The organism is Variovorax sp. R-27 (assembly GCF_049913215.1).
In the GTDB taxonomy this organism is placed as follows: domain Bacteria; phylum Pseudomonadota; class Gammaproteobacteria; order Burkholderiales; family Burkholderiaceae_C; genus Variovorax.
The window spans coordinates 3,616,392-3,642,215 of record NZ_CP183984.1 but is presented as its reverse complement, the minus strand read 5'-3'; the positions used below and the strand labels follow the sequence as shown (position 1 = coordinate 3,642,215).

At 66.7% G+C, this 25,824-nt stretch carries 28 protein-coding genes; 16 read left to right on the top strand and 12 right to left on the bottom strand.

What is annotated here, in order from left to right:
- The first annotated feature begins 37 nt into the window (after positions 1-37).
- The 3 genes from ACN9MV_RS17020 to ACN9MV_RS17010 all read left to right on the top strand — a co-directional run bounded on the left by ACN9MV_RS17020 (position 38) and on the right by ACN9MV_RS17010 (position 3,980).
- Positions 38-1,642 carry an MFS transporter gene (locus tag ACN9MV_RS17020; protein ID WP_426388733.1) on the top strand — a complete coding sequence of 535 codons (1,605 nt, stop codon included), beginning with the start codon at positions 38-40 and terminating at the stop codon, positions 1,640-1,642.
- A 12-nt stretch (positions 1,643-1,654) separates the two neighbouring features.
- Positions 1,655-3,139 carry a flavin-containing monooxygenase gene (locus tag ACN9MV_RS17015; RefSeq protein ID WP_426388732.1) on the top strand — a complete coding sequence of 495 codons (1,485 nt, stop codon included), beginning with the start codon at positions 1,655-1,657 and terminating at the stop codon, positions 3,137-3,139.
- A gap of 91 nt (positions 3,140-3,230) precedes the next feature.
- Positions 3,231-3,980 carry a hypothetical protein gene (locus ACN9MV_RS17010; protein ID WP_426388731.1) on the top strand — a complete coding sequence of 250 codons (750 nt, stop codon included), beginning with the start codon at positions 3,231-3,233 and terminating at the stop codon, positions 3,978-3,980.
- Positions 3,981-4,013: 33 nt separating this feature from the next.
- On the opposite strand, the gene ACN9MV_RS17005 is transcribed toward ACN9MV_RS17010, so the two are convergent.
- Positions 4,014-4,535 carry an HD domain-containing protein gene (locus ACN9MV_RS17005; RefSeq protein WP_426388730.1) on the bottom strand — a complete coding sequence of 174 codons (522 nt, stop codon included), beginning with the start codon at positions 4,533-4,535 and terminating at the stop codon, positions 4,014-4,016.
- A 176-nt stretch (positions 4,536-4,711) separates the two neighbouring features.
- Between ACN9MV_RS17005 and ACN9MV_RS17000 the strand changes: the two genes are divergently transcribed.
- Genes ACN9MV_RS17000 through ACN9MV_RS16980 form a run of 5 tightly spaced genes read left to right on the top strand, consistent with a single transcriptional unit; the run spans position 4,712 to position 10,619 of the window.
- The gene (locus tag ACN9MV_RS17000) at positions 4,712-5,746 is read left to right on the top strand and encodes a TRAP transporter substrate-binding protein (RefSeq protein WP_426388728.1); all 1,035 of its coding nucleotides are present in this window, start codon (positions 4,712-4,714) and stop codon (positions 5,744-5,746) included.
- 15 nt (positions 5,747-5,761) lie between these two features.
- Positions 5,762-7,633, top strand: a complete 1,872-nt coding sequence (locus tag ACN9MV_RS16995; RefSeq protein WP_426388727.1) for a TRAP transporter large permease subunit — start codon at positions 5,762-5,764, stop codon at positions 7,631-7,633.
- Between the two features lie 45 nt (positions 7,634-7,678).
- Positions 7,679-8,728 carry a LacI family DNA-binding transcriptional regulator gene (locus ACN9MV_RS16990; RefSeq protein ID WP_426388725.1) on the top strand — a complete coding sequence of 350 codons (1,050 nt, stop codon included), beginning with the start codon at positions 7,679-7,681 and terminating at the stop codon, positions 8,726-8,728.
- A gap of 33 nt (positions 8,729-8,761) precedes the next feature.
- Positions 8,762-9,763, top strand: coding sequence for an NAD(P)-dependent oxidoreductase (locus ACN9MV_RS16985; protein ID WP_426388724.1), 1,002 nt, complete (start codon positions 8,762-8,764; stop codon positions 9,761-9,763).
- A gap of 34 nt (positions 9,764-9,797) precedes the next feature.
- A complete protein-coding gene (locus ACN9MV_RS16980) occupies positions 9,798-10,619 on the top strand; it encodes an amidohydrolase family protein (RefSeq protein WP_426388723.1) in 822 nt (273 codons plus the stop codon).
- Here the strand turns inward: ACN9MV_RS16980 and soxR are convergent.
- Positions 10,616-11,089, bottom strand: a complete 474-nt coding sequence (soxR, locus tag ACN9MV_RS16975; protein WP_426388722.1) for a redox-sensitive transcriptional activator SoxR — start codon at positions 11,087-11,089, stop codon at positions 10,616-10,618. The two genes, ACN9MV_RS16980 and soxR, sit on opposite strands and share 4 nt — an antisense overlap.
- A gap of 99 nt (positions 11,090-11,188) precedes the next feature.
- Between soxR and ACN9MV_RS16970 the strand changes: the two genes are divergently transcribed.
- Positions 11,189-11,527, top strand: a complete 339-nt coding sequence (locus ACN9MV_RS16970; protein WP_426388721.1) for an antibiotic biosynthesis monooxygenase — start codon at positions 11,189-11,191, stop codon at positions 11,525-11,527.
- Positions 11,528-11,645: 118 nt separating this feature from the next.
- Positions 11,646-12,122, top strand: a complete 477-nt coding sequence (locus tag ACN9MV_RS16965; RefSeq protein ID WP_093056827.1) for a VOC family protein — start codon at positions 11,646-11,648, stop codon at positions 12,120-12,122.
- 30 nt (positions 12,123-12,152) lie between these two features.
- On the opposite strand, the gene ACN9MV_RS16960 is transcribed toward ACN9MV_RS16965, so the two are convergent.
- The 7 genes from ACN9MV_RS16960 to ACN9MV_RS16930 form a co-directional block, all read right to left on the bottom strand.
- Positions 12,153-13,580 (bottom strand): MATE family efflux transporter, encoded by a 1,428-nt coding sequence (locus ACN9MV_RS16960; RefSeq protein ID WP_093056826.1) that lies wholly within the window; start codon positions 13,578-13,580, stop codon positions 12,153-12,155.
- Positions 13,577-14,146 carry a DUF2239 family protein gene (locus ACN9MV_RS16955; RefSeq protein WP_426388720.1) on the bottom strand — a complete coding sequence of 190 codons (570 nt, stop codon included), beginning with the start codon at positions 14,144-14,146 and terminating at the stop codon, positions 13,577-13,579. Before ACN9MV_RS16955 ends, ACN9MV_RS16960 begins: the two co-directional genes overlap by 4 nt.
- Positions 14,147-14,250: 104 nt before the next feature.
- A complete protein-coding gene (locus ACN9MV_RS16950; RefSeq protein ID WP_426388719.1) occupies positions 14,251-14,613 on the bottom strand; it encodes a GIY-YIG nuclease family protein in 363 nt (120 codons plus the stop codon).
- Between the two features lie 61 nt (positions 14,614-14,674).
- Positions 14,675-15,190: a hypothetical protein gene (locus ACN9MV_RS16945; RefSeq protein WP_426388717.1), complete on the bottom strand. Its 516-nt coding sequence runs from the start codon at positions 15,188-15,190 to the stop codon at positions 14,675-14,677.
- A gap of 58 nt (positions 15,191-15,248) precedes the next feature.
- Entirely contained in the window at positions 15,249-15,578 is a 330-nt protein-coding gene (locus tag ACN9MV_RS16940; RefSeq protein ID WP_093056822.1) for a hypothetical protein, read from the bottom strand.
- Positions 15,579-15,594: 16 nt separating this feature from the next.
- Positions 15,595-16,416 carry a hypothetical protein gene (locus ACN9MV_RS16935; RefSeq protein ID WP_426388715.1) on the bottom strand — a complete coding sequence of 274 codons (822 nt, stop codon included), beginning with the start codon at positions 16,414-16,416 and terminating at the stop codon, positions 15,595-15,597.
- A 77-nt stretch (positions 16,417-16,493) separates the two neighbouring features.
- On the bottom strand, positions 16,494-17,183 hold the full coding sequence (locus tag ACN9MV_RS16930) for a hypothetical protein (RefSeq protein ID WP_093056820.1): 690 nt from the start codon (positions 17,181-17,183) through the stop codon (positions 16,494-16,496).
- 381 nt (positions 17,184-17,564) lie between these two features.
- Between ACN9MV_RS16930 and ACN9MV_RS16925 the strand changes: the two genes are divergently transcribed.
- From ACN9MV_RS16925 to ACN9MV_RS16900, 6 genes are all read left to right on the top strand, one after another.
- A complete protein-coding gene (locus tag ACN9MV_RS16925) occupies positions 17,565-18,359 on the top strand; it encodes a LuxR C-terminal-related transcriptional regulator (protein WP_093056819.1) in 795 nt (264 codons plus the stop codon).
- A gap of 8 nt (positions 18,360-18,367) precedes the next feature.
- Complete coding sequence (locus ACN9MV_RS16920; RefSeq protein WP_426388713.1) at positions 18,368-19,342, top strand: sensor histidine kinase; 975 nt, start codon at positions 18,368-18,370, stop codon at positions 19,340-19,342.
- An 80-nt stretch (positions 19,343-19,422) separates the two neighbouring features.
- A complete protein-coding gene (locus tag ACN9MV_RS16915; protein ID WP_426388711.1) occupies positions 19,423-21,798 on the top strand; it encodes a Tex family protein in 2,376 nt (791 codons plus the stop codon).
- 54 nt (positions 21,799-21,852) lie between these two features.
- On the top strand, positions 21,853-22,110 hold the full coding sequence (locus ACN9MV_RS16910; protein ID WP_093056816.1) for a type II toxin-antitoxin system Phd/YefM family antitoxin: 258 nt from the start codon (positions 21,853-21,855) through the stop codon (positions 22,108-22,110).
- Positions 22,111-22,117: 7 nt separating this feature from the next.
- Positions 22,118-22,531, top strand: coding sequence for a type II toxin-antitoxin system VapC family toxin (locus ACN9MV_RS16905; RefSeq protein WP_426388710.1), 414 nt, complete (start codon positions 22,118-22,120; stop codon positions 22,529-22,531).
- Positions 22,528-23,601, top strand: a complete 1,074-nt coding sequence (locus tag ACN9MV_RS16900) for a patatin-like phospholipase family protein (RefSeq protein WP_093074145.1) — start codon at positions 22,528-22,530, stop codon at positions 23,599-23,601. Before ACN9MV_RS16905 ends, ACN9MV_RS16900 begins: the two co-directional genes overlap by 4 nt.
- Here ACN9MV_RS16900 and ACN9MV_RS16895 read toward each other — a convergent pair.
- Genes ACN9MV_RS16895 through ACN9MV_RS16885 form a run of 3 tightly spaced genes read right to left on the bottom strand, consistent with a single transcriptional unit; the run spans position 23,565 to position 25,806 of the window.
- Complete coding sequence (locus ACN9MV_RS16895; RefSeq protein ID WP_256216633.1) at positions 23,565-23,915, bottom strand: hypothetical protein; 351 nt, start codon at positions 23,913-23,915, stop codon at positions 23,565-23,567. The two genes, ACN9MV_RS16900 and ACN9MV_RS16895, sit on opposite strands and share 37 nt — an antisense overlap.
- A gap of 14 nt (positions 23,916-23,929) precedes the next feature.
- Positions 23,930-24,301, bottom strand: coding sequence for a RidA family protein (locus ACN9MV_RS16890; protein WP_426388709.1), 372 nt, complete (start codon positions 24,299-24,301; stop codon positions 23,930-23,932).
- A complete protein-coding gene (locus ACN9MV_RS16885) occupies positions 24,298-25,806 on the bottom strand; it encodes an efflux transporter outer membrane subunit (protein WP_426388708.1) in 1,509 nt (502 codons plus the stop codon). The genes ACN9MV_RS16890 and ACN9MV_RS16885 overlap by 4 nt, the downstream gene beginning before the upstream one ends.
- Between the last annotated feature and the right edge of the window lie 18 nt (positions 25,807-25,824).

Genomic DNA, 25,824 nt, shown 5'->3' with positions numbered 1-25,824 from the left:
AAGGAGCAAGACGGAATCCCATAAGAAGGAGACCCCCATGGCACAGATCGGCAAGGCGCCCAGCGACCACACGCTGATCCTGCATGGCGCCCGTGCGGAAGAGGGGGCCTGTCCCGAGGCCTCCAAGCCATGGGTGCTGGCCGCGGCCGTCGTGGGTTCGAGCATGGCCTTCATCGACGGCACGGTGGTCAACGTGGCACTACCGGCCATCCAGGCCGACCTGCTCGCCACGGCCTTCCAGGCGCAATGGGTGGTCGAGTCTTATGCCTTGCTGCTGGCGGCGCTGCTGCTGGTGGGGGGCGCGCTGGGCGATCACTATGGCCGGCGGCGCATCTTTGCGATCGGCGTCGGCATCTTCGCCTTGTCTTCGGTGGCCTGCGGGCTTGCGGCCAACGTGCAGCAGCTCATTGCGGCGCGCGCGGTGCAGGGCATCGGCGGTGCGCTGCTGGTGCCGGGCAGCCTCGCGCTCATCAGCGCGGCCTTTCCCGAGAAAGAGCGTGGCAAGGCCATCGGCACGTGGTCGGGCTTCAGCGGCATCACCGCGGCCGTGGGGCCGGTGCTGGGCGGCTTCCTGGTCGATCACTTCTCGTGGACCTGGGCTTTTCTCATCAACGTGCCGATGGCACTGCTGGTGCTGTGGATCGTCTGGCGCCACGTGCCCGAGAGCCGAGGCGCATCGGCCAGCGGCGGGCTCGACGTGTGGGGCGCTCTGCTGGCGACGGCCGGTCTCGGCGGCATCGTCTACGCCTTCATCGAGGCGCCGACGCAAGGTTGGGGTTCGCCGGCCGTGCTTGCGGCGCTGGTCATCGGCGTGCTGGGTAGCGTGGGTTTCATCGCAGTCGAGCGCAAGGTGCGAACGCCGATGCTGCCGCTGGGGCTGCTGCGCATCGGCAACTTCAGCGGAGCCAATCTGCTGACGCTGCTGCTCTATGCGGCACTGGGCGGCGGGCTCTATTTCTTTCCGCTCAACCTGATCCAGGTGCAGGGCTACTCGGCCACCGTGGCGGGGGCGGCGCTGCTGCCGTTCATCTTCATCATGTTCGCGCTCTCGGGCTGGGCCGGGCAGCTGGTCGACCGCTTCGGGCCGCGTATGCCGCTGGTCATCGGGCCCTCGATTGCGGCGGTGGGCTTTGCGTTGTTCGCGCTACCGGGCGTGGGCGCGAGCTACTGGAGCGGCTTCCTGCCGGCCGTGGTGGTGCTGGGCTTCGGCATGACGGTGACGGTCGCGCCGCTGACGACCACGGTCATGAATGCGGTCGGACCCGACTTGGCGGGCGTGGCCTCTGGCGTGAACAACGCCGTGTCGCGCGCGGCGGCGGTGTTGGCGATTGCCGTGTTCGGCGCGATCATGGCCTGGGCCTTCGACGCGGCGCTGGCGAACAACCTGCGCGAGATGGACGCCTCGGCGCAGGTGTCGGCTTTTCTGGAAGGCGAGCGCAGCAAGCTGGCCGGCGCGGCGCTGCCGCCGGGCGTGGATGCAGCCACGGCGGCAGCCGTCAAGCGGGCCGTGGCCGAATCTTTCGTCGCGGGCTTTCGCTGGGTGATGCTGCTGAGCGCCGGGCTGGCCGTGCTGAGTGCAGTGAGCGCGTGGCTGATGATCCGGGGCACTCCCGCCGCAGGAGGTTCGGACAGCAAGAGCTAAGGAGACAAGTCGATGCAGGAAGAAGAGCGACAGCAGGTGCAGCACGTCGATGTCCTGATTGTCGGCGCCGGCCTCTCGGGCATTGGTGCCGGCTACCACCTGCAGGCGAACTGCCCGGGTCGAAGCTACGCCATCCTCGAAGGGCGTGAGCGCAGCGGCGGCACGTGGGACCTGTTTCGCTATCCGGGCGTGCGCTCGGATTCCGACATGTACACGCTGGGCTATTCGTTCCGGCCGTGGACGAACGCGAAGTCCATTGCCGATGGGCCCACGATCCTGAACTACCTGCGCGAGACGGCGGCGCAGCATGGCATCGACCGAAAGGTCCGCTTCAACCATCGCGTGGTGCGCGCCTCCTGGTCGACGGCCGATGCGTGCTGGAGTGTCGATGTCGAGCATGGCCCCGAGCGCCTTCCGCTACGGGTGCGCTGCAACTTCTTGTTCCTGTGCAGCGGCTACTACAGGTACGAAGCCGGCTACACGCCCGAGTTTGCGGGCATCGGCGACTACACGGGCCGCGTCGTCCATCCGCAGCACTGGCCCGAAGACCTCGACTGCAGTGGCAAGCGGGTGGTCGTGATCGGCAGCGGCGCAACCGCGATGACGCTGGTGCCGGCCTTGGCAAAGACGGCTGCGCATGTCGTGCTGCTGCAGCGCTCGCCTACCTATGTTGTAGCGCGACCGGCACAGGACCCCATCGCGCACGGGCTGCGGCGCTTTCTGCCGGACAGGCTGGCCTATGGCCTCACGCGCTGGAAGAACGTGCTGCTGGCCATGTACTTCTTCAGCCTCGCGCGGCGCAAGCCGGAGCGCGCGAAGCGGATGATCCTCGGCGGCGTGCGGCAGGCTCTCGGCACGGACTACGACATTGCCACGCACTTCACGCCGCGCTACAACCCGTGGGACCAGCGCATCTGCCTCGTGCCCGACGGCGACCTGTTCGCGGCCCTCAACGCAGGGCGTGCCTCGATGGTCACGGACCAGATCGACACCTTCACGCCGCGCGGCATCCGGCTGAAGTCGGGCGCGGAGCTGGAGGCCGATGTGGTCGTCACAGCTACAGGCCTCGAACTGCAGGTGCTCGGTGGGGTGCAGCTCGACGTGGACGGCCGCCGCGTGGACCCGGCCGCGACCTTCAACTACAAGGGAATGATGTTCAGCGACGTGCCCAACCTGGCCTCGTCGTTCGGCTACACGAATGCGTCGTGGACGCTCAAGAGCGACCTGACCTGCGCGTATGTCTGCCGGCTGCTCAATCACATGGAGAAGCACGGCTGCACCCAATGCACGCCGCGCAACGCCGACCCCGCATTGGCACCCGAGCCCTGGCTCGATTTTTCGTCGGGCTATGTGCAGCGCGCGGTGGGCAGGTTTCCGAAGCAGGGTTCGCGCGCGCCGTGGCGGGTGTATCAGAACTACGCGCGCGACCTTGTCAGCCTGCGCTTTGGGGCGGTGGACGATGGGGTGATGGAGTTTTCGAACCCTCGCCGCGCCTAGAGGATTGCGTGCGCAAGCAATCCTCTTTCCAGGGAATGCGGCGAAAAAACCTGCTTTCTAGAATGAAACACACCAAGGAGAGGGAACCGTCATGAAGCAACGAACCGGATGGGTCATGGTGCTGGCGTGCGGCATCGGTGTCTTTGCACCGGGCGCGGCAGCAGCGCAGGCGGAGTATGCGATTCGCTGGGATCCATCTCAGGGCGGCCCCAAGACCGCGGCAGAGGCACTCGCTCGGTTGGCGCCGGGCGACAACGACATCGAAACGGACCTCTTCAGGGTGCGCTACGCCAGCGAGGTGAAGGCGCCCACGGACGTTGTCGGCGCAAGGGCCATCCTTCGCGAGCGGGAGCGCACGAGCAAGGCGCGCCACGAGCTGACCTACAAGCTGCGCAGCAACTCACCGCTGCCTTCGGTGCCCAGCTTTGCAGGCGCCCAGTGCCCGGCGGGTCCGCTGGTTGGGCCGAAGGACGAGACGAAAGACGAAATCGACGTGTCGTTCACCGGCGCGGCAGATCCGGTGCGCGCGTTTTCGCGCAGTTGCACCGTTCAATCGACGAGCGCGCCGCCGCCGGTTCCCGAGGCACTGCAAGCGCGCTTCGCGGCTTGCGAAAGCACAACGACACGACTCGGGCTCAAGCAGCGGGGGAATCTCAGGGTCGAGGAATGGCGCCTGCCGGGAGGGCGCGTTGCCATCGAGGCCTCGCGCACGGGCCCCGACACGCCGAGGGCGCTGAAAGCGTTCCGCCGAGAGGTGGTCGAGCCCTTGACCACTGGGAGCAATGCCATCCGGCCGCTGTCGCGCAGCAAGACGGACCTGGGCAGCGATTGCGGCGCCTGATGAGCGCGCCGCGCGAGTCTGGTGTGAACCTGGCTAGGGCGCGTGCACGGGAGAGAGCAGGGTGTCCAGCTCGCTCCACAGCGGATCGCATTGCCCCGCCCTGAACGCGGCGGCCCTGAAGGTCGGGTGTTCGCCGTGGTACGTGTCCCAGAGCGTTCGATGGCCGTCCGCCACGCATGCCCGCACATTGGCCAGCCTGTCGGCTGCCTTCACCACCAGCGCCAGTTCTTCGTCGCCCGTTACCTTCGCCAGTGCCGCATAGGTCTTGGCCTTGCGCTCCTTGCGGTTGGCGCCGGGCGCGTCGGTCAGCAGCGCGACGCAGGCGGCCACCAGTTCGCCGAAGCGTGAGCGCACGTCGGCCACCGTGGCCTCGGTGTCCTCGACCACATCGTGCAGGTAGCCGATGACGCGCGCCTTGTCGCCGTAAGGCCTGAGCAGGGCGACCACGGCGTCCAGGTGGTGCACGTACGGATGAGGGCCGTACTTCTGCTCGCCATGCATTTCGACGGCATAGGCGCGGGCGGCGTCGGGTGTCGATGAAGTGATGGTGGTCATGCGGCGTCCTGTGGTTTTTCCATTCTGCCTTTTGCTTTGCGGCGCGCGGTCTTTACCTCGTTTACGGAGGAAAACACCTATCGGAAGCGCATTGTCGGCATTCTTGTGTATCGATACAGTAAATCGTTCCACCAAAAACGGGCGCACGACCCGACAACCCTCCAGGAGACAAGAAAATGACCTCGCTTTCACGCCGCCGGTTCGTCCAGTCATCGTCCGCCTTGTCGCTTGCCGCGGCGACGGCGGGTTTCTCGCAGCACGCCTTCGGACAGGAAAAAACCGTGGCGCTGCGGCTGTCGTCGTCCCACGTGGCTGACCTCAATTCGTCGCACTTCGCGTGGGTGCAGCTGATGCAGGCCAACCTGAAGAAGGCGGTGGGCGAGCAGATCCGCATCGACTACTTTCCGAACAACCAGCTCGGCAAGGAAAGCGACGTGGTGCAGCAGGTGAAGGTGGGCTCCATCGACATGATGCTCACGGGCTCTTCGATATGGGCCACGGTAACGCCGCAGCTGGGCATGCTCGACCTGGGCTACCTGTTCGACAGCTACGAGCACGTGGCGCGCGCCGTGGAGGCGGGCGTGGGGCCGAAGCTCAACGACATGCTGGTCAAGAGCACGGGCTGCCAGATCATCACCTGGGGTGCGCACTACGGCGCGCGCAACGTCTACACCAAGCAGCCGGTGAAGGGGCTGGCCGACATCAAGAACGTGAAGCTGCGGGTGCTGCCCACGCCGGCCTTCATCGAGACCTTCAAGATCATGGGCGCGATCCCCACGCCCATTTCCTTCGGCGAGCTCTACATGGCGGCGCAGACCGGCGTGGTCGACGGCTTCGAGCACGACGCGGGCACGGTGCTGGCCAACAAGCTCAACGAGGTGGTCAAACACTGCTGGATGACCGAGCACCTGTTCAGCCCGATGGTCTGCGTGGCCGGCAAGCGCGCGATGGACCGCGTACCCGCGACGCTGCGCCCGGCCTTCCTGAAGGCCGCGGCCGACTCCACGCTGCAGCAGCGCCAGATCGGCAACGAGCGCACGCAGCAGGTGATGGAAGAGCTGAAGAAGCTCGGCATCACCTTCACGCCCATGGCAAAGAACGAGCGCGACCAGGTCCGCAAGGAAATGGAAACGAAGCTCTGGGCCGGCTTCGCCAAGCAGTACCCGGAGACCGGGCCGCTGTTTGCCGCCATCAACGGCGCCCGGGCCTGAAGCGCCATGTCGAGCATGTCGCTTCCGTTGCAACCCGCGCTTGGCTTCGATGCCAGCCACGCCGCGGGCCGCTGGCTGGCCTGGCTGATGCGCATGACCGAGTACGTGGCCGGCGCGGTGCTGGCCATCGATGTGGTGGTCGTCTTCGTCTCGGTCGTCTTCCGCTACTTCCTGCACGACCCTTTCGACTGGGCGGAGGAGGTGGCGCGCGCGCTGATGGTGATCCAGGTGTTCTTCGGCGCGGCCACGGTGCTGGCGCGCAGCCAGCACGTGGGCGTGGACCTGTTTCGCGGCATGCTGCCGGCGCGCTGGCAGCCGGCGCTGATCCAGTTCGGCAGCTGGATCATCGTGGGCGTGTCGGCGAGCCTCTTCGCCTCGTCGTGCGAGCTGCTGCTCGATTCGTACAACATGACGACCTCCATCGGCCTGCCGCAGTGGATCTACGTGTACCCGGTGGCCATCGGCAGCCTTTTCATGACGCTGTTCGGGCTTGCCAATGCGGTGAACGGGCCTTCGCGCATGGTGTGGTCCACGCTGGGCGTGGGGCTGGCGCTGACGGCGGCGGTGGTGGGCTGGAACACGCTGATGAGCGAGCACGCCATTCCGCCCTGGGCGCTGCTCGTGGCGGGCTTTCTCGGCGGCATGGCGCTGGGCATGCCGATTGCCTTCGTGCTCGCGCTGTCGTCGCTGGTGTTCTTCATGGCCGATCCGTCGCTGCCCATGCTGGTGTATTCGCAGCAGGTGATGGCGGGCACCGACCACTATGTGCTGCTGGCCATTCCGTTCTTCGTGTTGGCGGGCCTGCTGATGGAGGCCAACGGCATGTCGTCGCGGCTCATCGAGCTGCTGCTGCGCATGTTCGGGCGGCTGCGCGGCGGGCTGGGGCTCATCACCATCACGGCCACTGCGTTCTTCTCGGGCGTATCGGGCTCCAAGCTGGCCGACATCGCGGCAGTGGGCGGCATCATCATGCCGGCCGTGCGCAGGACGAAGCAGGACCCGAACGAAACCGCCGGCCTGCTGGCGTGCACAGCGGTGATGGCCGAGACCATTCCGCCGTGCATCAACATGATCATCATGGGCTTCGTGGCCAACATCTCGATTGCCGGGCTGTTCATGGCGGGGCTGATTCCGGCCGTGGTGCTGGCGGTGTCGCTGGCGGCGGTGACCATCTACGTGGGCACGAAGATCAACCCCGACGAGGCCTTCGACGTGCGCACGCCCATGTTCCGCCTGCTGGGCGGCGCGCTGGTGGCGCTGGTCATGGTGGCGATGATCGGCAAGGGCGTGACCTCGGGCATTGCCACCTCGACCGAGGTGTCCTCGTTCGCGGTGGTCTATGCGCTGGTGGTGGGGTGGCTGGCTTTTCGCGAGCTCACGGTGAAGTCGGTGGCGCGGCTGTTCGTGCGCTCGGCGTCGATGGCGGGTGGCATTTTGTTCATCGTGGCGGCGGCGTCGAGCTTGTCGTTCGCGCTCACGATCCAGCAGATTCCGCAGTACCTGTCGGAGTACATGATCGGCTTTGCGCACTCGTACGGCAGCACGATGTTCGTGATGCTGTCGGTGCTCATCATGATCGTGTTCGGCGCCATCCTCGAGGGCGCGCCGGCGCTCATCATCTTCGGGCCGCTGCTCACGCCCATTGCCTCGCAGCTGGGCGTGAACCCGCTGCACTTCGGCACGGTGATGGTCATTGCCATGGGCTTCGGGCTGTTCGCGCCGCCGGTCGGGCTGGGCCTGTTCGCCACCTGCGCGATCACCGGCACGCAGGTGAAGGACGTGGCGCGGCCGATGATGAAATACCTGGCCGTCTTGTTCGTTACCCTCGTGGTGCTGGTGTTGGTGCCGGCCTTCTCCACATGGCTGCCGCTGCGCATGGGGATGTGAGCGGACCGCAACAAGACGAAGACCAGAGACAACAGGAAGGATGCCGTGAGCAGAATCAGCGATGTCGCCCAGCGGGCGGGGGTGTCGACCAGCACCGTGTCGAACGTGTTGAACGGGCGCAGCGACCGCATGGCCAAGGAGACGCTGGCGCGCGTCGAAACCGCCATCCGCGAGCTCAAGTACCGGCCCAACACCTCGGCGCGGCAGCTCAAGACGGGGTACACGCCGCTGATCGGCCTGCTGGTGCCGTCGATGGCCAACCCGATGTACGGCTTCATTGCCCGAGAGATCGAGACGCTGGCGCAGGAGCGCTACGGCTTTCGCATCATGATCGGCAACACCTACCGCGACGCCGCCAAGGAAGCGCATTTCTTCGAGGACCTGATGGCGCATGGCGTGCGCGGCGTGATCATCATCTCGTCGCTGGTCGACGAGCAGCACGTGGAGGCTGCCGCCGAGCGTGGGCTGGTGGTGGTGAGCTACGACCGGCGCGCCACGCCCGCCGCATCGGGTGGGGCCTCGGTGATCGACCACGTGACGGTCGACAGCTTCGAGTCGTCGCGCATCGCCACGCAGCACCTGATCGACCAGGGGCACCGCCAGCTGGCTTTCGTCACCCCGTCGGGCCGCACCATGAGCCGGAGCGAGAAGATCAACGGCTTCCTGGCTGCCGCGAAGAGCGCGGGCCTCGAGGGCAGCGCGCAGGTCATCGAAGGCATGCCGGTCGACGAATACGGCGATTCGATGATGAGCGAACTCGGCCGCATGCAGGCCGGACTCATCGCGAAGTCGAAGAATCGCCCGACCGGCGTGATCGGCGTGAACGACCTGCTGGCCTTCGGCCTGATGGCGGGTTTTCGCGATGCGGGCCTGGAGGTGCCGCAGGACGTATCGGTCATCGGCATCGACAACGTGTTTCTCTCGACGCTGATGCACCCCGCGATGACCTCGGTGCGCGTGCCGGTGCCCGAGATGGCGCAGGTGATGGTCGAGCGGGTGATGAGCCGGCTGTCGGACCCATCGATCTCGACGCAGGAGTTCGTTTTCGCGCCCACGCTGGTGGCGCGCGAATCGGTAGCGCCGCCGCGCGGCTAGTCTTTTTCTTCCCCTGAGCAGAAGTCTTTTTTCATGACCACGGTTTTCGTCAGCCATCCGCAAAGCAAGCTCGCCCACTATTTCGGCGACCGCGCCGCCACCGCCCTGCAGGCGATCGCGCAGGTGCGCTTCAACCCCACGGACACCGATCTCTCGTCGCGCGAGCTGGCCGGGCTGGCACACGACTGCGACGCCATCATTTCCTACCGCCAGACGGTGGGCGACGAGGCGCTGTTCGCCGCGTTGCCGCAGCTCACGGCCTTCGTGCGCTGCGCCATCGACATCCGCAACATCGACGTGGCGTCCGCCAGCCGGCATGGCGTGCTGGTGACGCAGGCGAGCGCGGGGTTCATTCCCTCGGTGTCGGAGTGGATCGTGGGCGTGATGATCGACCTGGGTCGGCACATCAGCGCCTCGGCCGAGGGCTACCACGCGGGCCGGCCCGTGGTGCCGGCGATGGGGCTCGAGTTGCGCGGGAGCACGCTGGGCGTCATCGGCTATGGGCAGATCAGCCGCTACCTGTGCGACGTGGCGCTGGCGCTCGGCATGCGCATCGTTGTGCACGATCCGTACACCGCGACAGGCCGGGTCGAGTTCGCGCAGGTGGAGCTCGACGCGTTGCTGGCCCAGTCGGACTTCGTGGTCTGCCTTGCTGCGGCCACCGAGGCGACCGAAAACATGATGAATGCCACCACCTTCGCCGCGATGCAGCCGCATGCCTTCTTCATCAATGCCTCGCGCGGCAATCTCGTGGATGAAGACGCGCTGCTCGCCGCGCTCGATGCCGGCGCGATCGCGGGATGCGCGGTGGACGTGGGCCGCGCGCCCGACCAGATGCCGTCGCCGCGCGTGGCAGCGCACCCGCGCGTGATTGCCACGCCGCACATCGGCGGACTCACGCCGGCGGCTGTCGAGCATCAGGCGATGGAGACCGTGTCGCAGCTGGCCGAAATCTTCCAGGGCAGGGCACCGAAGGGCGCGGTGAACGCGGCCGAGGCCTATCGCTGGGAGCAGGCCTTTGGCGCGCGCGCCTGAACGTCCGACTCACACATCCCGCAAAGAGAGCTCCATGGAACCGACCCGGAATGCGCGCTATGCAGGCGCCTGCGATTGCCACGTCCACATTTACGAAGACCGCTTCCCGTTGATTCCGAACGTCGCATGGGTGCCTCCGCATTCGCCCGTGGCGGCTTATCGCGAACAGATGCAGCAGCCGTTGGGCATCGACCGCGCCGTGGTCGTGCAGCCCACGGGCTATGGCTTCGACAACAGCTGCACGCTCGATGCGCTGGCCCAGTTCGGCAATACAGCGCGCGGCATCGCGCTGGTAGCGCCCGACGTGGCCGATGCCGAGATCGCGCGCCTGCACGCGGGCGGCATGCGCGGCGTGCGCTACATGATGATCGGCGGCGTGCTGAGCTGGGCATCGCTCGAACCAATGGCTGCGCGGCTGGCCAATGCCGACTGGATGGTCAACCTGCAGCTCGACGGCCGCACGATGCCCGAACACGAGGCAGTGCTCAAGCGCCTGCCGTGCCGGCTGGTGCTGGACCACAACGGCAAGTTCCTGGAGCCGGTGGCGCCGGACCACCCGTCGTTCCAGTCGCTGCTGCGCGTGCTCGATTCGGGGCGCGTGTGGATCAAGCTTTCGGCGCCCTACGAAACCTCGAAGACCGGCGCACCCGGCTATGACGACGTGAGCCTGCTGGCCCGCACGCTGGCCGAAAAGTTTCCCGAGCGCTGCCTCTGGGCCGGCAACTGGCCGCACCCGGGGCGCAACCCCAGGCCCGAAAGCGCGCCGCTGTACGACCTGCTGTTTTCCTGGGCGACCAGCGATGACACGCGGCGGCGCATCCTCGTGGACAACCCGGCGGCGCTCTACGGCTTCTAGGCGCCGCGCCTCACCAGCAGGCGTTGCGGCCCCTGGCCCTCGGCGCCCAGCCGGTCCAGCGGATTGCGCAGCTTGCACCGGTCAATCGACAGGCAGCCGCAGCCGATGCAGTCGTCGAGCGTGTCGCGCAGCTTCTGCAGCTGCGCCATGCGCTCGTCCAGCTCGGTGCGCCACGAGGCCGACAGACGGGTCCAGTCTTCGCGGCTGGGCGCAGCGGATGCGGGGAGGGTAGCCAGCGCCGTGCCGATGTCGGCAAGCGAAATGCCTACCCTTTGCGCTACCCGCACGAAGGCCACGCGCCGCAGCACCGTGCGCGGATAGCGTCGCTGGTTGCCTGCAGTGCGGGTGCTGTCGATCAGGCCCTGTGCCTCGTAGAAATGCAGGGTGGACACCGTGACGCCGCTGCGGCGCGCGACTTCGCCGACGGTGAGCGTGGGTGAGATGCCGGCCTTTTGCAGTGCGTCGTTCATGTGGAGAAAAACCTCTTGACCTCAACTTTGCTTGAGGTTTGAGAATAACTTTCAGCGCGCAGGTCCTGTGCGCATTTTTCTCATCAAGGAACCCGCTTCATGTCGAACGATGCCATCCCCCTCCAATCCGGTCTCGTCTTCCGCATCGACAAGTTTGTCGTGCCCGCCGAAGCTCGCCCCGGGTTCATCGCCCAGATGCACCGCATCCAGCAGACGCTGCGCACCTGGCCGGGCTGCCAGCGCACCTACGTGCTGGACCAGACCGGCGGCAGCGGCGAATTCAACGTGGTGACGCTGGTCGAGTGGGCAAGCGAGCAGGCCGTGGCCTCGGCCGCCGAGTTCGTGAAGAAGAAGTTCGCCGAGGAAGGCTTCGATCCGGTTGCGTTCACGAAGAATGCGGGCGTGCGCAGCGACCAGGGCTTCTATCGCATCGCCTGATGGCCGGGAAGGACGAGCCTGTCAACTTCTCACTGACAGGCGTTGCACGGGTTGACAAGAGCCTCCCGTCGCTTTGATACTGAACCTCAAGGTTCATCATTCAAGCAAAGGAGATCCCATGCAGAAGATCGTTCCCTGCCTCTGGTTCGACGGCAACGGCGAAGACGCGCTGAAGTTCTACACCTCCATCTTTCCGAACTCGCGCGTGACCGACAAGCTGCTCTGGGGCGACGTCAACCCAGCCAAGAAGGGCTCGCTGCTCACCGCGACCTTCGAGCTCGAAGGGCAGGAGTTCATGGTGCTCAACGGCGGGCCTCAGTACAAGTTCAACCCGGCCATCTCGATGTTCGTGAAGTGCGAGACGCAGGCCGAGGTCGACAACTACTGGGACAAGCTGCTCGAAGGCGGCGGCGAGCCGGTGCAATGCGGCTGGCTCACCGACCGCTACGGCGTGTCGTGGCAAATTGCGCCCACGGCCATGATCCGCATGTTCCAGGACAAGGACCCGGCCAAGGCCGCCCGCGCGATGGAGGCGATGATGAAGATGGTCAAGCTCGATCTCGCCGCGGCGCAGAAAGCCTTCGACGGGGAGTGATCTGCCGTCGCCCCGGCCAAGGTGTAGCGGCTACACCAGCCGGTGGATTGCCTTCTTGCGCCACACCAGCTGGTAGTACGCGGTCTGCAGCAGCAGCATCGCGCCGAAGGTCACAGGGTAGGCGATCCAGATCCCGTCGAGCCCGATGCGGTGGCTCATCACCCAGGCCACCGGCACTTCCACGCCGAGGATGCAGACGATGGAAATCAGCGTGGGCACCAGCACCGAGCCGCTGGCGCGCATGATCCCCGACAGCGCAGCGGCCATGCCGAAGATCACCAGGCTCCACAGCATGATGTGCAGCAGCGTCTGGGCGATTTCGATCACCGGCGCGCTGGTAATGAAAAAGCCCATCAGCGGCCGCGAGAACAGGTAGCCCAGCAGCACGAGCCCGCCGGTCAGCACCAGGTTCATCAGCAGCGCCGTCTTCGCGATCGCGCCGAGCCGGTTGGCGCGGCCCGCACCGATGGCCTGCGCGCCGAGGATCGATGCGGTGATGGCAATGGAGATTGCCGGGAACTGCACGTACGCCACCACCTGGTTCACCGCGCCGTAGGCGGCCGTGGCATTCGAGCCGTAGCCGTTGACCATAGAAAGCAGCACCACCTCGGCCAGCGCCACGACGATCATCTGCACGCCCGTGGGCACGCCGATGCGCAGCACGGCCTTCAGCAATTGCGGCTGTATGCGCAAGTTGCGCATGAACGCCGCGTCAGGCGCGAGCGGGCTCTTTTTCTGGCGCAGCCGGAAGCCGAGCCAGGTGGTCGCCACGATGAAGGACAGCACCGACGCCCACGCGCCGCTCGCCACGCCGAGCTGCGGAAGACCGCCCCAGCCGCGAATGAGCGCGGGGGTAACCACCAGCCCGATGAGCGTCGAGATCACCAACGTGAGAAGCGGCGTGACGGTGTCGCCTACGCCGCGCAGCATTGCGGTGGCCAGCAGGAACACGAAGACGCCAGGCATTGCGATCAGCATGATGCGGGCGTAGCGCGTGGAGTCGGCCAGCACGTCGGGCGGCGTGCCCAGCGCGGCCAGCATCGGCGTGGTGAACGCGCCGCCGAACACCGCGATCACCAGGCCCATCAGCACGCCGACGGTGAGCGTGGTGCCGGCCACGGCCTTGGCCTTGGCAACGTCGCGCGCGCCCCAGGCTTGGCCGATCAACACCGAAGCGCCGGCGCCCAGGCCGATGATGAAGGCGATGAAGAAGAACATCACCGGAAAGAAGCTCGATACGGCGGCCAGCGCGCCCACGCCAAGCATCTGCCCCACGTACACGTTGTTGAGCGTGCCCGAGAGCGATTGGAGGATGTTGCTGAGCAACATCGGCGCGAGGAAGAAGAGAAAGACCTTCCACAGCGGACGCGGCGCATTGACTGGTGCCACGGGCACGCCTTGCAGGCCGCTAGCGTCGGCGCCGCTGCCGGCGCCGGTTGTCTCGGGGGTTGTTCTCATTGGGGAGGCCAGCCTGCGGCCGACAGTTTCTGCAAATGGGCGCGCACGTCGGCGGGCCAGGGCTCGATCAGGTTGCCGAAGCGTTGCTCCTCGCCGGCGAACAGTGCGCGGGTGGCTTCCTCGAAGCCGGGCAGGTTGCCCGCGATGGCGGTCATGAAGCGGTAGGTGGCTTCGTGCGCGGCGCGCACGGTGTCGCGCTCGGCGTTCACGCGGCGGGCGTCGTCGACCAGCTTGCGCAGCGCGACCGAGGCGCCGCCGGGCTGGCGTCCGAGCCAGTCCCAGTGGCGCGGCAGCAGCGTGACTTCGCGTGCGACCACGCCGAGCTTGGGCCGGCCAACGCCGCGCGGGGCGTCGTCGCGGTGCTCGGCTTCGTGATCGCGCAACTCGGGCAACAGCTCACGCAGGTCGAGGTCGAGTTGCGTGCCGGTCTGGTCGTCGAAAACAAGGTACGGCCCGGGGTCGTCACGGCGGCGCAGCTGGTCGAGCACTTCGGCCTTGCTGCCCTGTGCGATGCGCTGGAAGCCGAAGAACACGGTCAGGGTGGTGGGTGGGGCGTCAGATGACATTCGGGTGTTTTGTTCCTGGGGGTGCCAAGCGAAACGAGGTGCGTAATCTACTCGCTGATGCGCTCCGGCGTGCGGCATCTCGCCGCCGTACGTTGCATGGGCGCTCATGCCGTGTTGTAGCCGTTCGGGCCGAAGCATTGAAGCTCTTCCTGCCAGAGCGGCAGGAGCCTGTCGAGTTCGGCCTTGCGATCGAAATCGGGGTCTTCGCGTTCCTTGATCCGGTCGATCACTTCGAAGGTGAAATGACCGGCGCCGTGCCCGTTCCAGTCTTGCTGGAGCGCCTTGTTGCGGTGAGCGCGCATGTTCAGCTCGAAACGCGCGCGGTTCGTCGCGCCTTCGACATCGAGGCTGCCGGCCACATAGACGCGGCCACTCAGCTTGTTTCGGATGACGAAGACGCCGGCCGGGCGCGGGGTTTCCTTGTAATGGCGGGTGAGGGCGCGCCGGGTTTCTTCAGAGAGGTTCATGCATCAAATATTACCCGGGTTAAATTGAAATGACAATATACCCGGGTAAAAATGAACCAACTCAACCTTCCCTGAACCGCCGCCAGCCCCGCGAAATGCGCCGGTTCAGCGCCCGCACCAGGCGCCACGGGCGGCTCTGGCGAACGATGGTGAGCACATGGTCCTTCCAGGCCTTCCACCTGGGATACCAGCGGGCGAACCACGGAATGCGCATCAGCGGCCCTTCGACCAGCTGGAAGATCCGCGCGACGACGGCCGTGCCCGCCAGCTTGGCCAGCACGAGCACGGTGAGGCCCGTGGCTGCATGGCCGCGGCTGAAGAGAAAGAGAGCCAGCACCTTCACCGGAAGCAGCAGCAACACGGGCACGAAGAAGGCCAGCACCGCGCCCCAGGGCGGCAGCCGGCGTAGCCGTTCTTCGAGCGCGGCCCAGAAGGGAAGGCGGGACAGCCGTGCCGCCAGCGCAGCCAGTGGCTCCCATCCCCACTCCTCGAAGAGCAGCAGGGGAACGATGAGCGCGGTGCCAACGGCGCGGAGCAGGGCACGCAAGACGCGCAGGACGCGCGCGAGTAATGTCATCCGCGAAGGGTAAGGCAGCGCAAGCCCGCGGCCGCCCGGCCGCGCGGGCCTGCGCTGTTTATTTCTTCTCCGGTACGAAGAAGAGGTATTCGCCGCGTCCCATTTCGGGAGTGATCTCGTAGCCGGAGCACAGGTCGCTCGCGCACTGCAGGATGATCACGCGCGGCCAGATCGTCGCGGCTGTCGGAAAGCCCGGCAGGTATTGCGGCACGTGCCACACGCCCAGGGTGCCGACCGGTTCGGCGTTCTCGGTGCCCCGTGCGTTCTGCAAGCCGCTGCCCATGTTCATCCGCTCGATGCGCAGCACCGGCGGCGAGGGCGCGGCCGCTGCAGCCGCGACTGTCGCCGTGCAGCAGGCCGCCAGCCAGAGGATTACGGTCCTGGTCATGTCAGGCTCCACGCGGTCATTGCCGGACTGCCATCGATGCGGATGCAACGTCGCCGGTCGGCCGTGCCGCGCGGATGGCAGCCACTTCGCCCGGATCCATTGCCGTCACCGTAGCGCTGGCAACGGGCATCGACACCGCCGCCGGAGGCTCGTCCTGGGCCGTGGCCACCGGCTGCGCGGGGGGCGTGACTTCGGCGATGGGCGCTGGTGGCGTCGCCGCCGGTACCACTGCGACGGGCGCCATTGGCGTAGCCGCAGCCACCGGGCGCGGCGGTGCCGCAGGTGCACCGATTGCCGACGCCTGCGGACCGTAGGCGGTCACGCGCTCGTCCGCTGTCATCGACTGCGGGCATTTCGTGCCCGTCATCTCCAGCGCCGCCAGGGCCGCGGGGTCCATGCAGTCCATGGCGAGCGAGGCTGCCTTCATGCCCTTGTTCCAGAGTTCGCGGCTCATCTTCAGGCGCTTGCAGTGCTCGTCCGTCCAGGTGGTACCGAAGCTGAGTCCGACGCCCGGTCCGTTCGCGCTGGCGCTCGTGCTGCCCATGCAGGTGTCATTGCTCGTCGTCAGGTTCGGGCCGTTGACCGACGGCACGTTCTTGATCGTGTAGCTGCCCCGGTAGTCGACGGTGCTCGTCGTGGCGCCCGTGTTGTTGACGTTCTGGTTCAGCGTCGCCCGGGTGTCTGCAGGGGTATTGGTGTTGAAGTTCACGGCCTGGGTGTTGCCCTGGGCCGAGGTGGTGGCTGAGCTCGATGACTGGTTGTTGGCACCGCCCGCCGTGGTCTGCGCCATGGCGCCCGCGGACAAGCCCAGCAAGGTCAGGACAATAAGTTTTTTCATGTTCTCAACTCCTTTGGAAGCCGGGGAGGGGCTAGCCCCTCCCCATTTCTGAGTGCAACAACCGGTGCGAGAACGGCTCAGGGAGCCGATGCAGTTGCGCCGGAGCCAGCCAGGCCGCCGGTACCGCCACCATTGCTGAAGCCGGCGGCATTGCCGAAGCTGAGATTGGTCACGCCGAAGGAGCCGCCGGTCGAGCCCGCCGTCGCCGAGGTGGTCGTGCCGTTGACGAAGCCGTTGACGGCGCCCGACGAGGCATTGAAGCTCGACGTCGTGCCGGAGGTGCGCGTTACCACGGCCAGACCGCCGCCAGGACCCGCGGCCGTTGCGGCCGTGTTGTTGGTCGTGGAGCCAGCGGCTCCGCCTGCGCTGCCGCTCACGGAGTTCGGGCCACCCGCGCTGTAGTTGGCGTTGGCGGTCGCGCCTGCATTGGCCGAGGCGTTGGCGCCGCCGGTAGCCAGGCCGTTGCCGGTCGTTGCGGCCACGCTGGTCACGCGGCCCTGTGTGGTCGCCGTGCCGCCTGCCGTTGCGCCACCGATGCGCAGACCCGGAAAGCTGACTGCGCCGCCTGCAGCGTTGGCGCTGGCCGACGAGCTGGAGTTGGCCGCGTTGTAGCTCAGTGCACTGCCCGTGCCCGAGCTGGCTGCCACGGATCCGGCGGAACTGGAAGAGCCGGTCGTCGTACTGGTGGCGGCGAGGGCCGTGGTGCTGGTTGCCGAGGCAACGCTTCCAACCAGAACCACTGCGATCGCGATGAGTGTCTTCTTCATGATGCTTCCTCGAAAGTTGTTGAAATGAACCCGATTGCCGGATCGATCCGGCCATCAGCTAGCGGTCAGTGGCACTGCTTGAAATGCTTCCGTCACGACCGAGGTGCAGTTTCTGCATCGAGGAACCAGCGAAAAATGCCCAGTGCTGGGTAGAGCAAGGCTATGGCGAAAGGTGTGTTTTGCACCGTTTCGGGGGCCGCGGGTGGAGGGCCCCCCGATGCAATGTCCGAGAGAAAAACTACAACTTTCGATGGACATTGTTGACTAATGGAAACAAAATGCAACCAAAGTAATCAAAAAAACTGAAACCAAAAATTTGAGTAGAAATGAATTAACTTTTGGTCACGAACAAGATGTGCTATGTGTCACAAAGGGGCTGGAATGGAAAGCGATCTCGACATTTCATTGACAGATGTGGGCAGCGGGGGTAAGCAATACGCCAACCCCGGCCAGTTCGGCGGGCTCCTCTCGCCGTCCGCCGACACTCTCCCGTGGCCCGATTTCCTGACCGGGCAACAGACCAAACCCGTGCGCGTCCTGTTGGTGGACGACGACCCCTTCGTGCGTCGCGTCATCGCCCAGGAATTGCTGGGCGACCTGCGCATTCAGCTCGAAGGGCAGGCCGGCACGCTGCGCGAAGGCCGACGATTGCTGATGCAGCATGAGTTCGACGTGCTCATGGTCGACATCCGCCTGGGCGACGGCAGCGGATTCGAGCTCATCGAAGAGGCCAAGCGGCACCGCAGCGCGGCGGAAATCATCGTCATCTCGGCGCTCGAGGACGAACCCCAGGTGCTGCATGCCTTCGAGCTCGGCGCCTCCGGCTACCTGGTCAAGAACGCCTGGTTCCAGAGCTATGCCCAGGCCGTGCTGCAGGTGGTGAACGGCGGTGCCGCCATCACGCCCCGGCTGGCGCGCCGGCTGCTCGTGCACCTCGATCACAAGCGCTCCAACGTCAATCCGGTGCGTCCGCCGGACACCAAGGCGACGTTATCCGCACGGGAGCGCGAAGTGTTACGACTTGTAGCGACGGGCTACGTTACCGAGGAAATCGCGCTGCAGCTCACCATCAGCGCCCAGACGGTTAACGCGCACGTCAAGAACATCTACCGCAAGCTGCACGCCCACACCCGCGCGCAGGCCGTGAGCTTTGCCTCCCACCGGGGGCTTCTGTAGCCCATGCCATGCTGGCGCCGCAGGTCCTTTCTTTACCGCACTTCCTGGAAGACCAGTTCGTGTGGCTGTCGATCGGCTCGTGGTGCGTGCTATTGACGTGGCTGCGCACGCGCGTCTCGCGCCGGCGGCTCCTGATGTGGGCCGGCCTGGCGGGTGCGCTGCACCTGACGCCCGTGACCGCGCAGGTCATCCGGGCCACTTCGGCCATCGGCGTGACGGCGGATGGCATGCCGTTCGCCTTTTGGGCGCTGCAGGCGCTGAACGTGGCGGTGCTTGCCGCGCTCATCGCGAGCGTCTGTTTTCTTGTCTTCCGGCGCCGTGCCGCAGACCATCGACCGTCGCAGGCGGTGGTCGCCGAAAGACGGCGCATCGCCAACGATCTGCATGACGGCGTGGGCTCCCGGCTGGTGGCGCTGCTGGCCAGCCAGGACCCCCGGTCCGCCGGGCCCGGCAGCCTGTCGATGGCCCTGCAGGACTGCCTGCTCGAACTCCAGATGACGGTGGACGACCTCGACGACCAGACTTCCGCCACCGTCGTCGAGCGACTGGCCCACGTGCGCTACCGGCTGCAGCCCGCGTTCGACCGGCTCGGCATCGGGCTCGAATGGCACATCGCCAGCGAGGCCCACACCCGCTGGGTGCCGCCGGAAACCGCGATGCAGATCTGTCGGGTGGCGCAGGAAGCCATGTCCAATGCGCTGCGGCATGCGCAGGCGACCCGCGTCGAACTGCGCTTCGGCCTTCGCGACCGGGGATTGCTGATGCTGGAGGTGCGCGACGACGGCCGCGGGCTGGGTTCGCGAAGCGCGTCTTCCTCCGATACGGGCAAGGGCCTGCGCAGCATGCGCTCCCGGGCCGACGCCATCGGCGGCGAGCTGACAATCGAAAATGCCGCGCCGCGCGGGCTGAGCGTGCTGCTGGTGGTTCCAAGCCAGGCGCAGGCGCCAGCCGGCACCCGGGCCGAAGCGGAAAGCATGCTGTAACACGCCCGCCGGGCCGCCCGGACGGACGCCATCCGCGCCTATGGCAAACTCCCGCGCTTTGCCAGGGACGCGCTCAAGACATGCAGAAAATCATTCGCCAGCTCGCCGCCGAAATCAAGGTCGGCGAGAACCAGGTGAAGGCCGCCGTCGAACTGCTCGACGGAGGCGCCACGGTTCCATTCATCGCCCGCTACCGCAAGGAAGCCACCGACGGCCTCGACGACACCCAGCTGCGTGAACTGGAAGCGCGTCTTTCCTACCTGCGCGAACTCGAAGACCGCCGCGTGGCGGTGCTCAGGGCCATCGACGAGCAGGGCAAGCTGACCCCCGAGCTGCGCGCCGCGATCGAATTCGCGCCGACCAAGCAGGAACTCGAAGACCTGTACCTGCCGTTCAAGCAAAAGCGCCGCACCAAGGGCCAGATTGCCCGCGAATTCGGCATCGAGCCGCTGGCCGACAAGCTGCTGGCCGACCCGACGCTCGACCCGGCCGTCGAAGCCAAGGCCTTCCTGCAGCCTGCCACCACGCTGGACGACGGCAAGCCGGGCCCCGATTTCTCCACCGTACCGCTCGTTCTCGACGGCGTGCGCGACATTCTTTCCGAGCGCTGGGCCGAAGACGCTGCACTGGTGCAGGGCCTGCGCGAATGGCTCTGGGCCGAGGGTCTGCTCAAGTCCAGCCTGATGGCCGGCAAGGACGAGAACAACGCCGACATCGCCAAGTTCCGCGACTACTTCGAGTACGACGAGCCCATCGGCCGCGTGCCCTCGCACCGTGCGCTGGCCGTGTTCCGCGGCCGCGCGCTCGACATCCTCGACGCCAAGCTGGTGCTGCCCGTGGAGCCCGAACCGGGCAAGCCCAGCATCGCCGAAGGCCGCATCGCGCTGCACCTGGGCTGGAGCCATGCGGCTCGTCCGTCAGACGACCTGATCCGCAAATGCGTGGCCTGGACCTGGCGCGTCAAGCTGGCGCTGTCGACCGAGCGCGACCTGTTCACCCGCCTGCGCGAAGACGCCGAGAAGGTCGCGATCAAGGTGTTCGCCGACAACCTGCGCGACCTGCTGCTGGCCGCGCCCGCCGGCCCCCGCGTCGTGATGGGCCTGGACCCGGGCATCCGCACCGGCGTGAAGGTGGCCGTGGTCGACTCCACCGGCAAGCTGGTCGAAACCGCCACTGTGTTCCCCCACGAGCCGCGCAAGGACTGGGAAGGCTCGCTGCACACGCTGGGCAAGCTGTGCGCCAAGCACGGCGTGAACCTCATCGCCATCGGCAACGGCACAGCAAGCCGCGAAACCGACAAGCTGGCTGCCGACCTCATCAAGCTGCTGGCCAAGATGGCCGCCCAAGCCGGCGCGCCCGAAATGAAGGTCGACAAGGTCGTCGTCAGCGAAGCCGGCGCTTCCGTGTACTCGGCCAGCGAATTCGCCTCGCAGGAAATGCCCGACGTGGACGTGAGCCTGCGCGGCGCCGCCTCCATTGCGCGCCGACTGCAAGATCCACTGGCCGAACTCGTGAAGATCGACCCCAAGAGCATTGGCGTGGGCCAGTACCAGCACGACGTGAACCAGAGCGAACTCGCGCGCACGCTGCAGGCCGTGGTCGAAGACTGCGTGAACTCGGTGGGCGTCGACCTGAATACCGCGAGCGTGCCACTGCTCAGCCGCGTTTCGGGCCTGTCGGCCAGCGTGGCCAAGGCTGTGGTGCGCTGGCGCGAAGCCAACGGCGCGTTTTCCACCCGCAAGCAGCTGCTCGACGTGACCGGCTTCGGCCCCAAGGCCTTCGAGCAGAGCGCGGGCTTCCTGCGCATCCGCGACGGCGCCGACCCGCTGGACATCACCGGCGTGCACCCCGAAACCTATCCGCTGGTCGAGCAGATCATCGTGAAGACCGGCAAGCCCATCGCCGAGCTGATGGGCCGCGCCGACATGCTCAAGACGCTGAAGCCCGAGCTGTTCGCCAACGAGAAGTTCGGCGTCATCACGGTCAAGGACATCCTGGGCGAACTTGAAAAGCCGGGCCGCGACCCGCGCCCCGACTTCAAGGTGGCGCGCTTCAACGACGGCGTGGACGACATCAAGGACCTGGTCGAGGGCATGATCCTCGAAGGCACCGTGAGCAACGTGGCCCAGTTCGGCGCCTTCGTCGACCTCGGCGTGCACCAGGACGGCCTGGTCCATGTGAGCCAGCTGAGCCACAAGTTCGTCAACGACGCACGCGAAGTCGTCAAGACCGGCGACATCGTCAAGGTCAAGGTGATGGAAGTGGACGTGGCGCGCAAGCGTATCGGCCTGTCGATGAAGCTCGATGCGGCGCCCGCGCGCCGCGACGGCCCGCGCGACAACCGCTTCGAAGGAGCGGGGCGCGGCCAGCAGCAACAAGGCCGGCGCGACAACTCGCCGCAGCCGGCGGGGCAGATGGCGAGTGCTTTTGCCAAGCTGCAGGGGCTGCGCAAGTAAGCGGATTCCTCACCTGTTAAACTAGTCAGATAACTAGTTTGATGGGTGGTTGCAATGAAAACCTGGCCTGTGCAGGACGCCAAGGCGCGTTTCAGCGAGTTTCTCGAGGCCTCTCTCGTCGAAGGGCCGCAAATGGTGACGAAGCGTGGAGCCGAGGTGGCCGTGCTTGTTCCTGCAGCTGAATGGCGGCGCTTGCACGCCACGGCAAAGCCATCGCTCAAGGACCTGCTGCTCTCGACGGAAGCACGCACCGAATTCCTGGTTCCGCAGCGGGGTGCCGCACGCAGGCGCCGCATCACGCCAATGCGCTGAGGCCGGTATGTATCTGCTGGACACGAACGTCATTTCCGAACTTCGCAGGCCTCGTCCGCACGGCGCGGTCGTCGCGTGGCTCACGCCCATTGTGGACAGCGATCTTCATCTCTCGGCGGTGACGCTAGGAGAGATCCAGGCCGGCATCGAACTCACACGCGAGCAAGACGCCGCCAAGGCCAGCGAGATCGAGCAATGGGCCGCATTGGTTGCAGCTTCCTACAACGTTCTCCCCATGGATGCAGAAACCTTCAGGCTCTGGGCGAAGCTGATGCATCGCAGTTCGAACACGCTGTATGAAGACGCGATGATTGCCGCCACGGCAAAGCAGCATGCGCTGACCGTAGTGACCCGCAACGTGAGCGATTTCGCAGGGTTTGGCGTCGAGGTGCTCAACCCCTTCGAGCACACACAGGCATGAAAGCCCTGCGCATCTACGCCGGCCCCGCGGCCCGCAAGCACATCGAACAGCACGGCCTGCGTCCGCAGGACGTGCGCACCATCCCCGGCGCGGCCGGCGGCCCCAAGGGGTTGATCCTCGGTGCGCTCGACCGCTTCATCTTCGGCCGCTGGCTCACGCAGTCGAGCCAGCAGGTGCATCTGGTGGGCGCCTCCATCGGCGCATGGCGGCTGTCGACGGCCTGCCTGGCCGACCCTGACGCCGCCTTCGAACGCTTCGAGCACGACTACGTGCACCAGCAGTTCGAAGTGCCGCCGGGGCAGAAGCGGCTCAGCCCGAGCCAGCTCAGCGAGCGTTTCGCCGAAAGCCTCGAATCCTTCTACGGCGGGCGCATCGGCGAAGTGCTGAGCCATCCGCGCTATCGCCTGCACGTGGTGACATCGCGCGGGCGCCACATCCTTGGGCGCGAGGGCAGGGCGCGCACGCCGGTCGGCTACCTGGGCGCCTTTGCCACCAACAGCCTGCACCGCAAGAGCCTGGGTGCATGGCTGGAGCGCTGTGTGTTTTCCACGCCCGGCGCGGCCTTGCCTTTCGGCACGCGCGACTTCCGCACGCGCCAGCATGCGTTGAGCGAGGCCAACTTCAACATGGTGCTGCAGGCCTCGTGCTCCATCCCGTTCCTGCTGGCGGCGGTGCATGACATTCCGGGCGCGCCGCGCGGTGCCTACTGGGACGGCGGCATCACCGACTACCACCTGCACCTCGACTACCAGCCGGCCGATGAGGGCATCGTGCTGTACCCGCACTTCCAGCAGGCGGTGGTGCCGGGCTGGCTCGACAAGGGCCTGCGCTGGCGCCACAAGGCCAGTGGCTTCCTCGACCGCATGGTGGTGCTCGCGCCCGACCCCGAATGGGTGCGGTCGCTGCCCAACGGCAAGCTGCCCGACCGCAAGGACTTCATCCACTTCGCCAACGACGCGCAGGCACGCATCTCCGCCTGGGGCCGGGCCACGCGGGAGGCACGGCGGCTGTCGGACGAATTCGAAGGCTGGCTTCAGCGCGACGGCGTGCCCGAGACGCTGCCGCTCTGACCGAGAAGCGCCAGCGGCGCGGCGCAGTCGAGGATGTTCACTTCCACCTCATCGCCGACCTTGAGCGAGGCGCCCGCGGGCCAGTGCCCTGTGCCGATCGAACGCGTGTGCACGCCGCCGTTGCGGTAGCGCACGATGGCGTAGGGCGCTGCGGCGCCGCCCTCGACGCCGCAATCATGGTCGGCCGTTTTGGCCAGATCGCCCGCGCGGCCCACGCTGACGACCTGCGCGGTCCGCCAGCCGGCCGAGTGATCGAACGAGTGCGCATCGAAGGCGGTGCAGCCACCGAGCGTCAATGCCCACAGAGCGACCATGCGACGCATACCTTTCATGGCACTGGCCCGATGGCCGCCGTGGCCTGGATCTCGACGCGGTATTCCGAGTCGATCAGCTTCGCCCCCACCGTGGCGCGCGCTGGCGTGTGGCCGGCAGGCACCCATTCGTCCCACACAGAGTTCATCGCGGCGTAGTCGCCCACGGTGCGCAGGTAGATCGTCACGCTGACCAGGTCTTTCTTCGTTGCGCCCTGCGTGGCGAGCATGTCGTCGATGTGGTGCAGGATCTCGCGCATCTGCCCGGTGATGTCGAGCGACGGGTTCTCGGCCACCTGGCCGGAGAGGTAGAGCAGGCGCGCGGCGCCCAGGTCGACGGTCACCATCTCGCTGAAGCGGGGGCCCATCTCGTGGCGGATGATGTTCATGGCGATGCGGGGGAATGGGAAGAAGACGAGGCGGCTAGCTGCGCCGGTGGAGCAGCAGTATTCCACCAGCCGCCGCCGAGCGCCTGGAAGAGGGCGGCCGCATCGGTCAGCCGCAGCGCGCGGGCCTGCACGAGATTGAGCAGCGCCTGCTGCTGAGCCTGCTGCGCAATGCGCAGCGACAACGCGCTGGCGTCACCAAGCCGCACCTGCGCCCGCGTGCGCGCCAGGCTCTGCGAGGCCGTGCGCTCGGCCTTCAGGGCCGCCTGCAGCGTGCGGGTGTCGGCGTCGATGGCTTCGAGCGTGTTGGCGACGTCCTGGAAGGCGGCGAGCACCGTCGCTCGGTACTGCGCGGCTGCCTGGTCGAACGAGGCCCGCGCGGCGGCTTCGCGGTGCCTGAGAGCGCCGCCGTCGAAGATGGGCTGGGTCACGCTGGCCGCGACGGTCCAGAACAGCGATGACGACTTGAACAGCTCCGACAGCGTGTAGGCCGACGAACCGTACGAGTTCACCCCCAGCGTCACGTTCGGCAGCCGCGCGGCGACCGCTACGCCGATGGCGGCGCTGGCCGCCTGCAACTGCGCCTCGGCCGCACGCACGTCAGGCCGGTGCTCGACCAGGCTGGATGGCAGGGTCAGCGGCAGCTCCGCAGGCAGTTGCAGGGCATCGAGATCGAAATGCGCCGCCACGCCTTCGCTCGGGTAATGGCCTGCCAGCGTGGCCAGCAGGTTGCGCTGCTGCGCGAGCTGCTTGTCGAGCGGCGGCAGCGTGGCCTCGGTTGCGGCCAGCGAGGCTTCTTGCGCATCGACGTCGGCCGGCGCCACTTGGCCCAGTGACTGCTGCTTGCGATAGGCCTGAAGCACTTCTCTCTGCCCCTCGATGATGGCCAGCGTGGCTTGCTGCTGCGCGCGCAGCGAGGCTTCGGTGATCGCGGCTGCCACAACGTTGCTGCTCAGCGTGAGCTTCGCGGCCAGGCTCTGGAAGCGTTGCAGCTCGGTCTGCGCCTGCGCGCCCTCGACCTGCCGGCGCGTGGCGCCGAACACGTCCGGCGTGTACGACACCGTTACCTGCGCGGTGTGCAGCGTGTACAGGTTCGCGTTGGAAGAAACCGGGCTCGCGACCGCGCTGGCCACGCGCTGCCGAGTGGGCGAGTAGCCCAGTGCCACGCTGGGCCAGAACGCGGCGCGATCGGCGGCTTCGTTCTCCTGCGCCGCGCGCAGGGCGGCATCTGCGGCCTCGATGGTCGGGTTGCCCGCCAGGCTCTGCGTTACCAGCGCGTTCAGCGGCTCGGAGCGAAAGGCCTGCCACCACTGCGCCGGCACGTCGAGCTCGGGCGACAGGTGCGCCAGTGGCACGCCTTCGGCCTCCTTGCTGGTGGGTGGCGAGGCTGTGTACTGCGTGGGCAGGTTCAGCGGCGGTCGCACATAGTCTGGCCCGACCGCGCAGCCACCCAGCAGCAGCGCGATGCCGGCCGCCACGGGCGCCGCAAGGCTTGTTGTCTTCTTCATGTGTTGTGTCTCCAGCCT

Coding starts and splice junctions, on each gene's coding strand:
- ACN9MV_RS16925 (WP_093056819.1), top strand. CDS start 17,565: ATGGAAAGCGATCTCGACATTTCATTGACAGATGTGGGCAGCGGGGGT.
- ACN9MV_RS17005 (WP_426388730.1), bottom strand. CDS start 4,535: ATGACCACCATCACTTCATCGACACCCGACGCCGCCCGCGCCTATGCC.
- ACN9MV_RS16955 (WP_426388720.1), bottom strand. CDS start 14,146: ATGTCATCTGACGCCCCACCCACCACCCTGACCGTGTTCTTCGGCTTC.
- ACN9MV_RS16960 (WP_093056826.1), bottom strand. CDS start 13,580: ATGAGAACAACCCCCGAGACAACCGGCGCCGGCAGCGGCGCCGACGCT.
- ACN9MV_RS16890 (WP_426388709.1), bottom strand. CDS start 24,301: ATGAACATCATCCGCCACGAGATGGGCCCCCGCTTCAGCGAGATGGTG.
- ACN9MV_RS16905 (WP_426388710.1), top strand. CDS start 22,118: ATGTATCTGCTGGACACGAACGTCATTTCCGAACTTCGCAGGCCTCGT.
- ACN9MV_RS17000 (WP_426388728.1), top strand. CDS start 4,712: ATGACCTCGCTTTCACGCCGCCGGTTCGTCCAGTCATCGTCCGCCTTG.
- ACN9MV_RS16910 (WP_093056816.1), top strand. CDS start 21,853: ATGAAAACCTGGCCTGTGCAGGACGCCAAGGCGCGTTTCAGCGAGTTT.
- ACN9MV_RS16935 (WP_426388715.1), bottom strand. CDS start 16,416: ATGAAAAAACTTATTGTCCTGACCTTGCTGGGCTTGTCCGCGGGCGCC.
- ACN9MV_RS16970 (WP_426388721.1), top strand. CDS start 11,189: ATGTCGAACGATGCCATCCCCCTCCAATCCGGTCTCGTCTTCCGCATC.
- ACN9MV_RS16985 (WP_426388724.1), top strand. CDS start 8,762: ATGACCACGGTTTTCGTCAGCCATCCGCAAAGCAAGCTCGCCCACTAT.
- ACN9MV_RS17020 (WP_426388733.1), top strand. CDS start 38: ATGGCACAGATCGGCAAGGCGCCCAGCGACCACACGCTGATCCTGCAT.
- ACN9MV_RS16995 (WP_426388727.1), top strand. CDS start 5,762: ATGTCGCTTCCGTTGCAACCCGCGCTTGGCTTCGATGCCAGCCACGCC.
- ACN9MV_RS17015 (WP_426388732.1), top strand. CDS start 1,655: ATGCAGGAAGAAGAGCGACAGCAGGTGCAGCACGTCGATGTCCTGATT.
- ACN9MV_RS16930 (WP_093056820.1), bottom strand. CDS start 17,183: ATGAAGAAGACACTCATCGCGATCGCAGTGGTTCTGGTTGGAAGCGTT.
- ACN9MV_RS16900 (WP_093074145.1), top strand. CDS start 22,528: ATGAAAGCCCTGCGCATCTACGCCGGCCCCGCGGCCCGCAAGCACATC.
- ACN9MV_RS17010 (WP_426388731.1), top strand. CDS start 3,231: ATGAAGCAACGAACCGGATGGGTCATGGTGCTGGCGTGCGGCATCGGT.
- ACN9MV_RS16885 (WP_426388708.1), bottom strand. CDS start 25,806: ATGAAGAAGACAACAAGCCTTGCGGCGCCCGTGGCGGCCGGCATCGCG.
- soxR (WP_426388722.1), bottom strand. CDS start 11,089: ATGAACGACGCACTGCAAAAGGCCGGCATCTCACCCACGCTCACCGTC.
- ACN9MV_RS16940 (WP_093056822.1), bottom strand. CDS start 15,578: ATGACCAGGACCGTAATCCTCTGGCTGGCGGCCTGCTGCACGGCGACA.
- ACN9MV_RS16915 (WP_426388711.1), top strand. CDS start 19,423: ATGCAGAAAATCATTCGCCAGCTCGCCGCCGAAATCAAGGTCGGCGAG.
- ACN9MV_RS16950 (WP_426388719.1), bottom strand. CDS start 14,613: ATGAACCTCTCTGAAGAAACCCGGCGCGCCCTCACCCGCCATTACAAG.
- ACN9MV_RS16920 (WP_426388713.1), top strand. CDS start 18,368: ATGCTGGCGCCGCAGGTCCTTTCTTTACCGCACTTCCTGGAAGACCAG.
- ACN9MV_RS16945 (WP_426388717.1), bottom strand. CDS start 15,190: ATGACATTACTCGCGCGCGTCCTGCGCGTCTTGCGTGCCCTGCTCCGC.
- ACN9MV_RS16895 (WP_256216633.1), bottom strand. CDS start 23,915: ATGGTCGCTCTGTGGGCATTGACGCTCGGTGGCTGCACCGCCTTCGAT.
- ACN9MV_RS16980 (WP_426388723.1), top strand. CDS start 9,798: ATGGAACCGACCCGGAATGCGCGCTATGCAGGCGCCTGCGATTGCCAC.
- ACN9MV_RS16965 (WP_093056827.1), top strand. CDS start 11,646: ATGCAGAAGATCGTTCCCTGCCTCTGGTTCGACGGCAACGGCGAAGAC.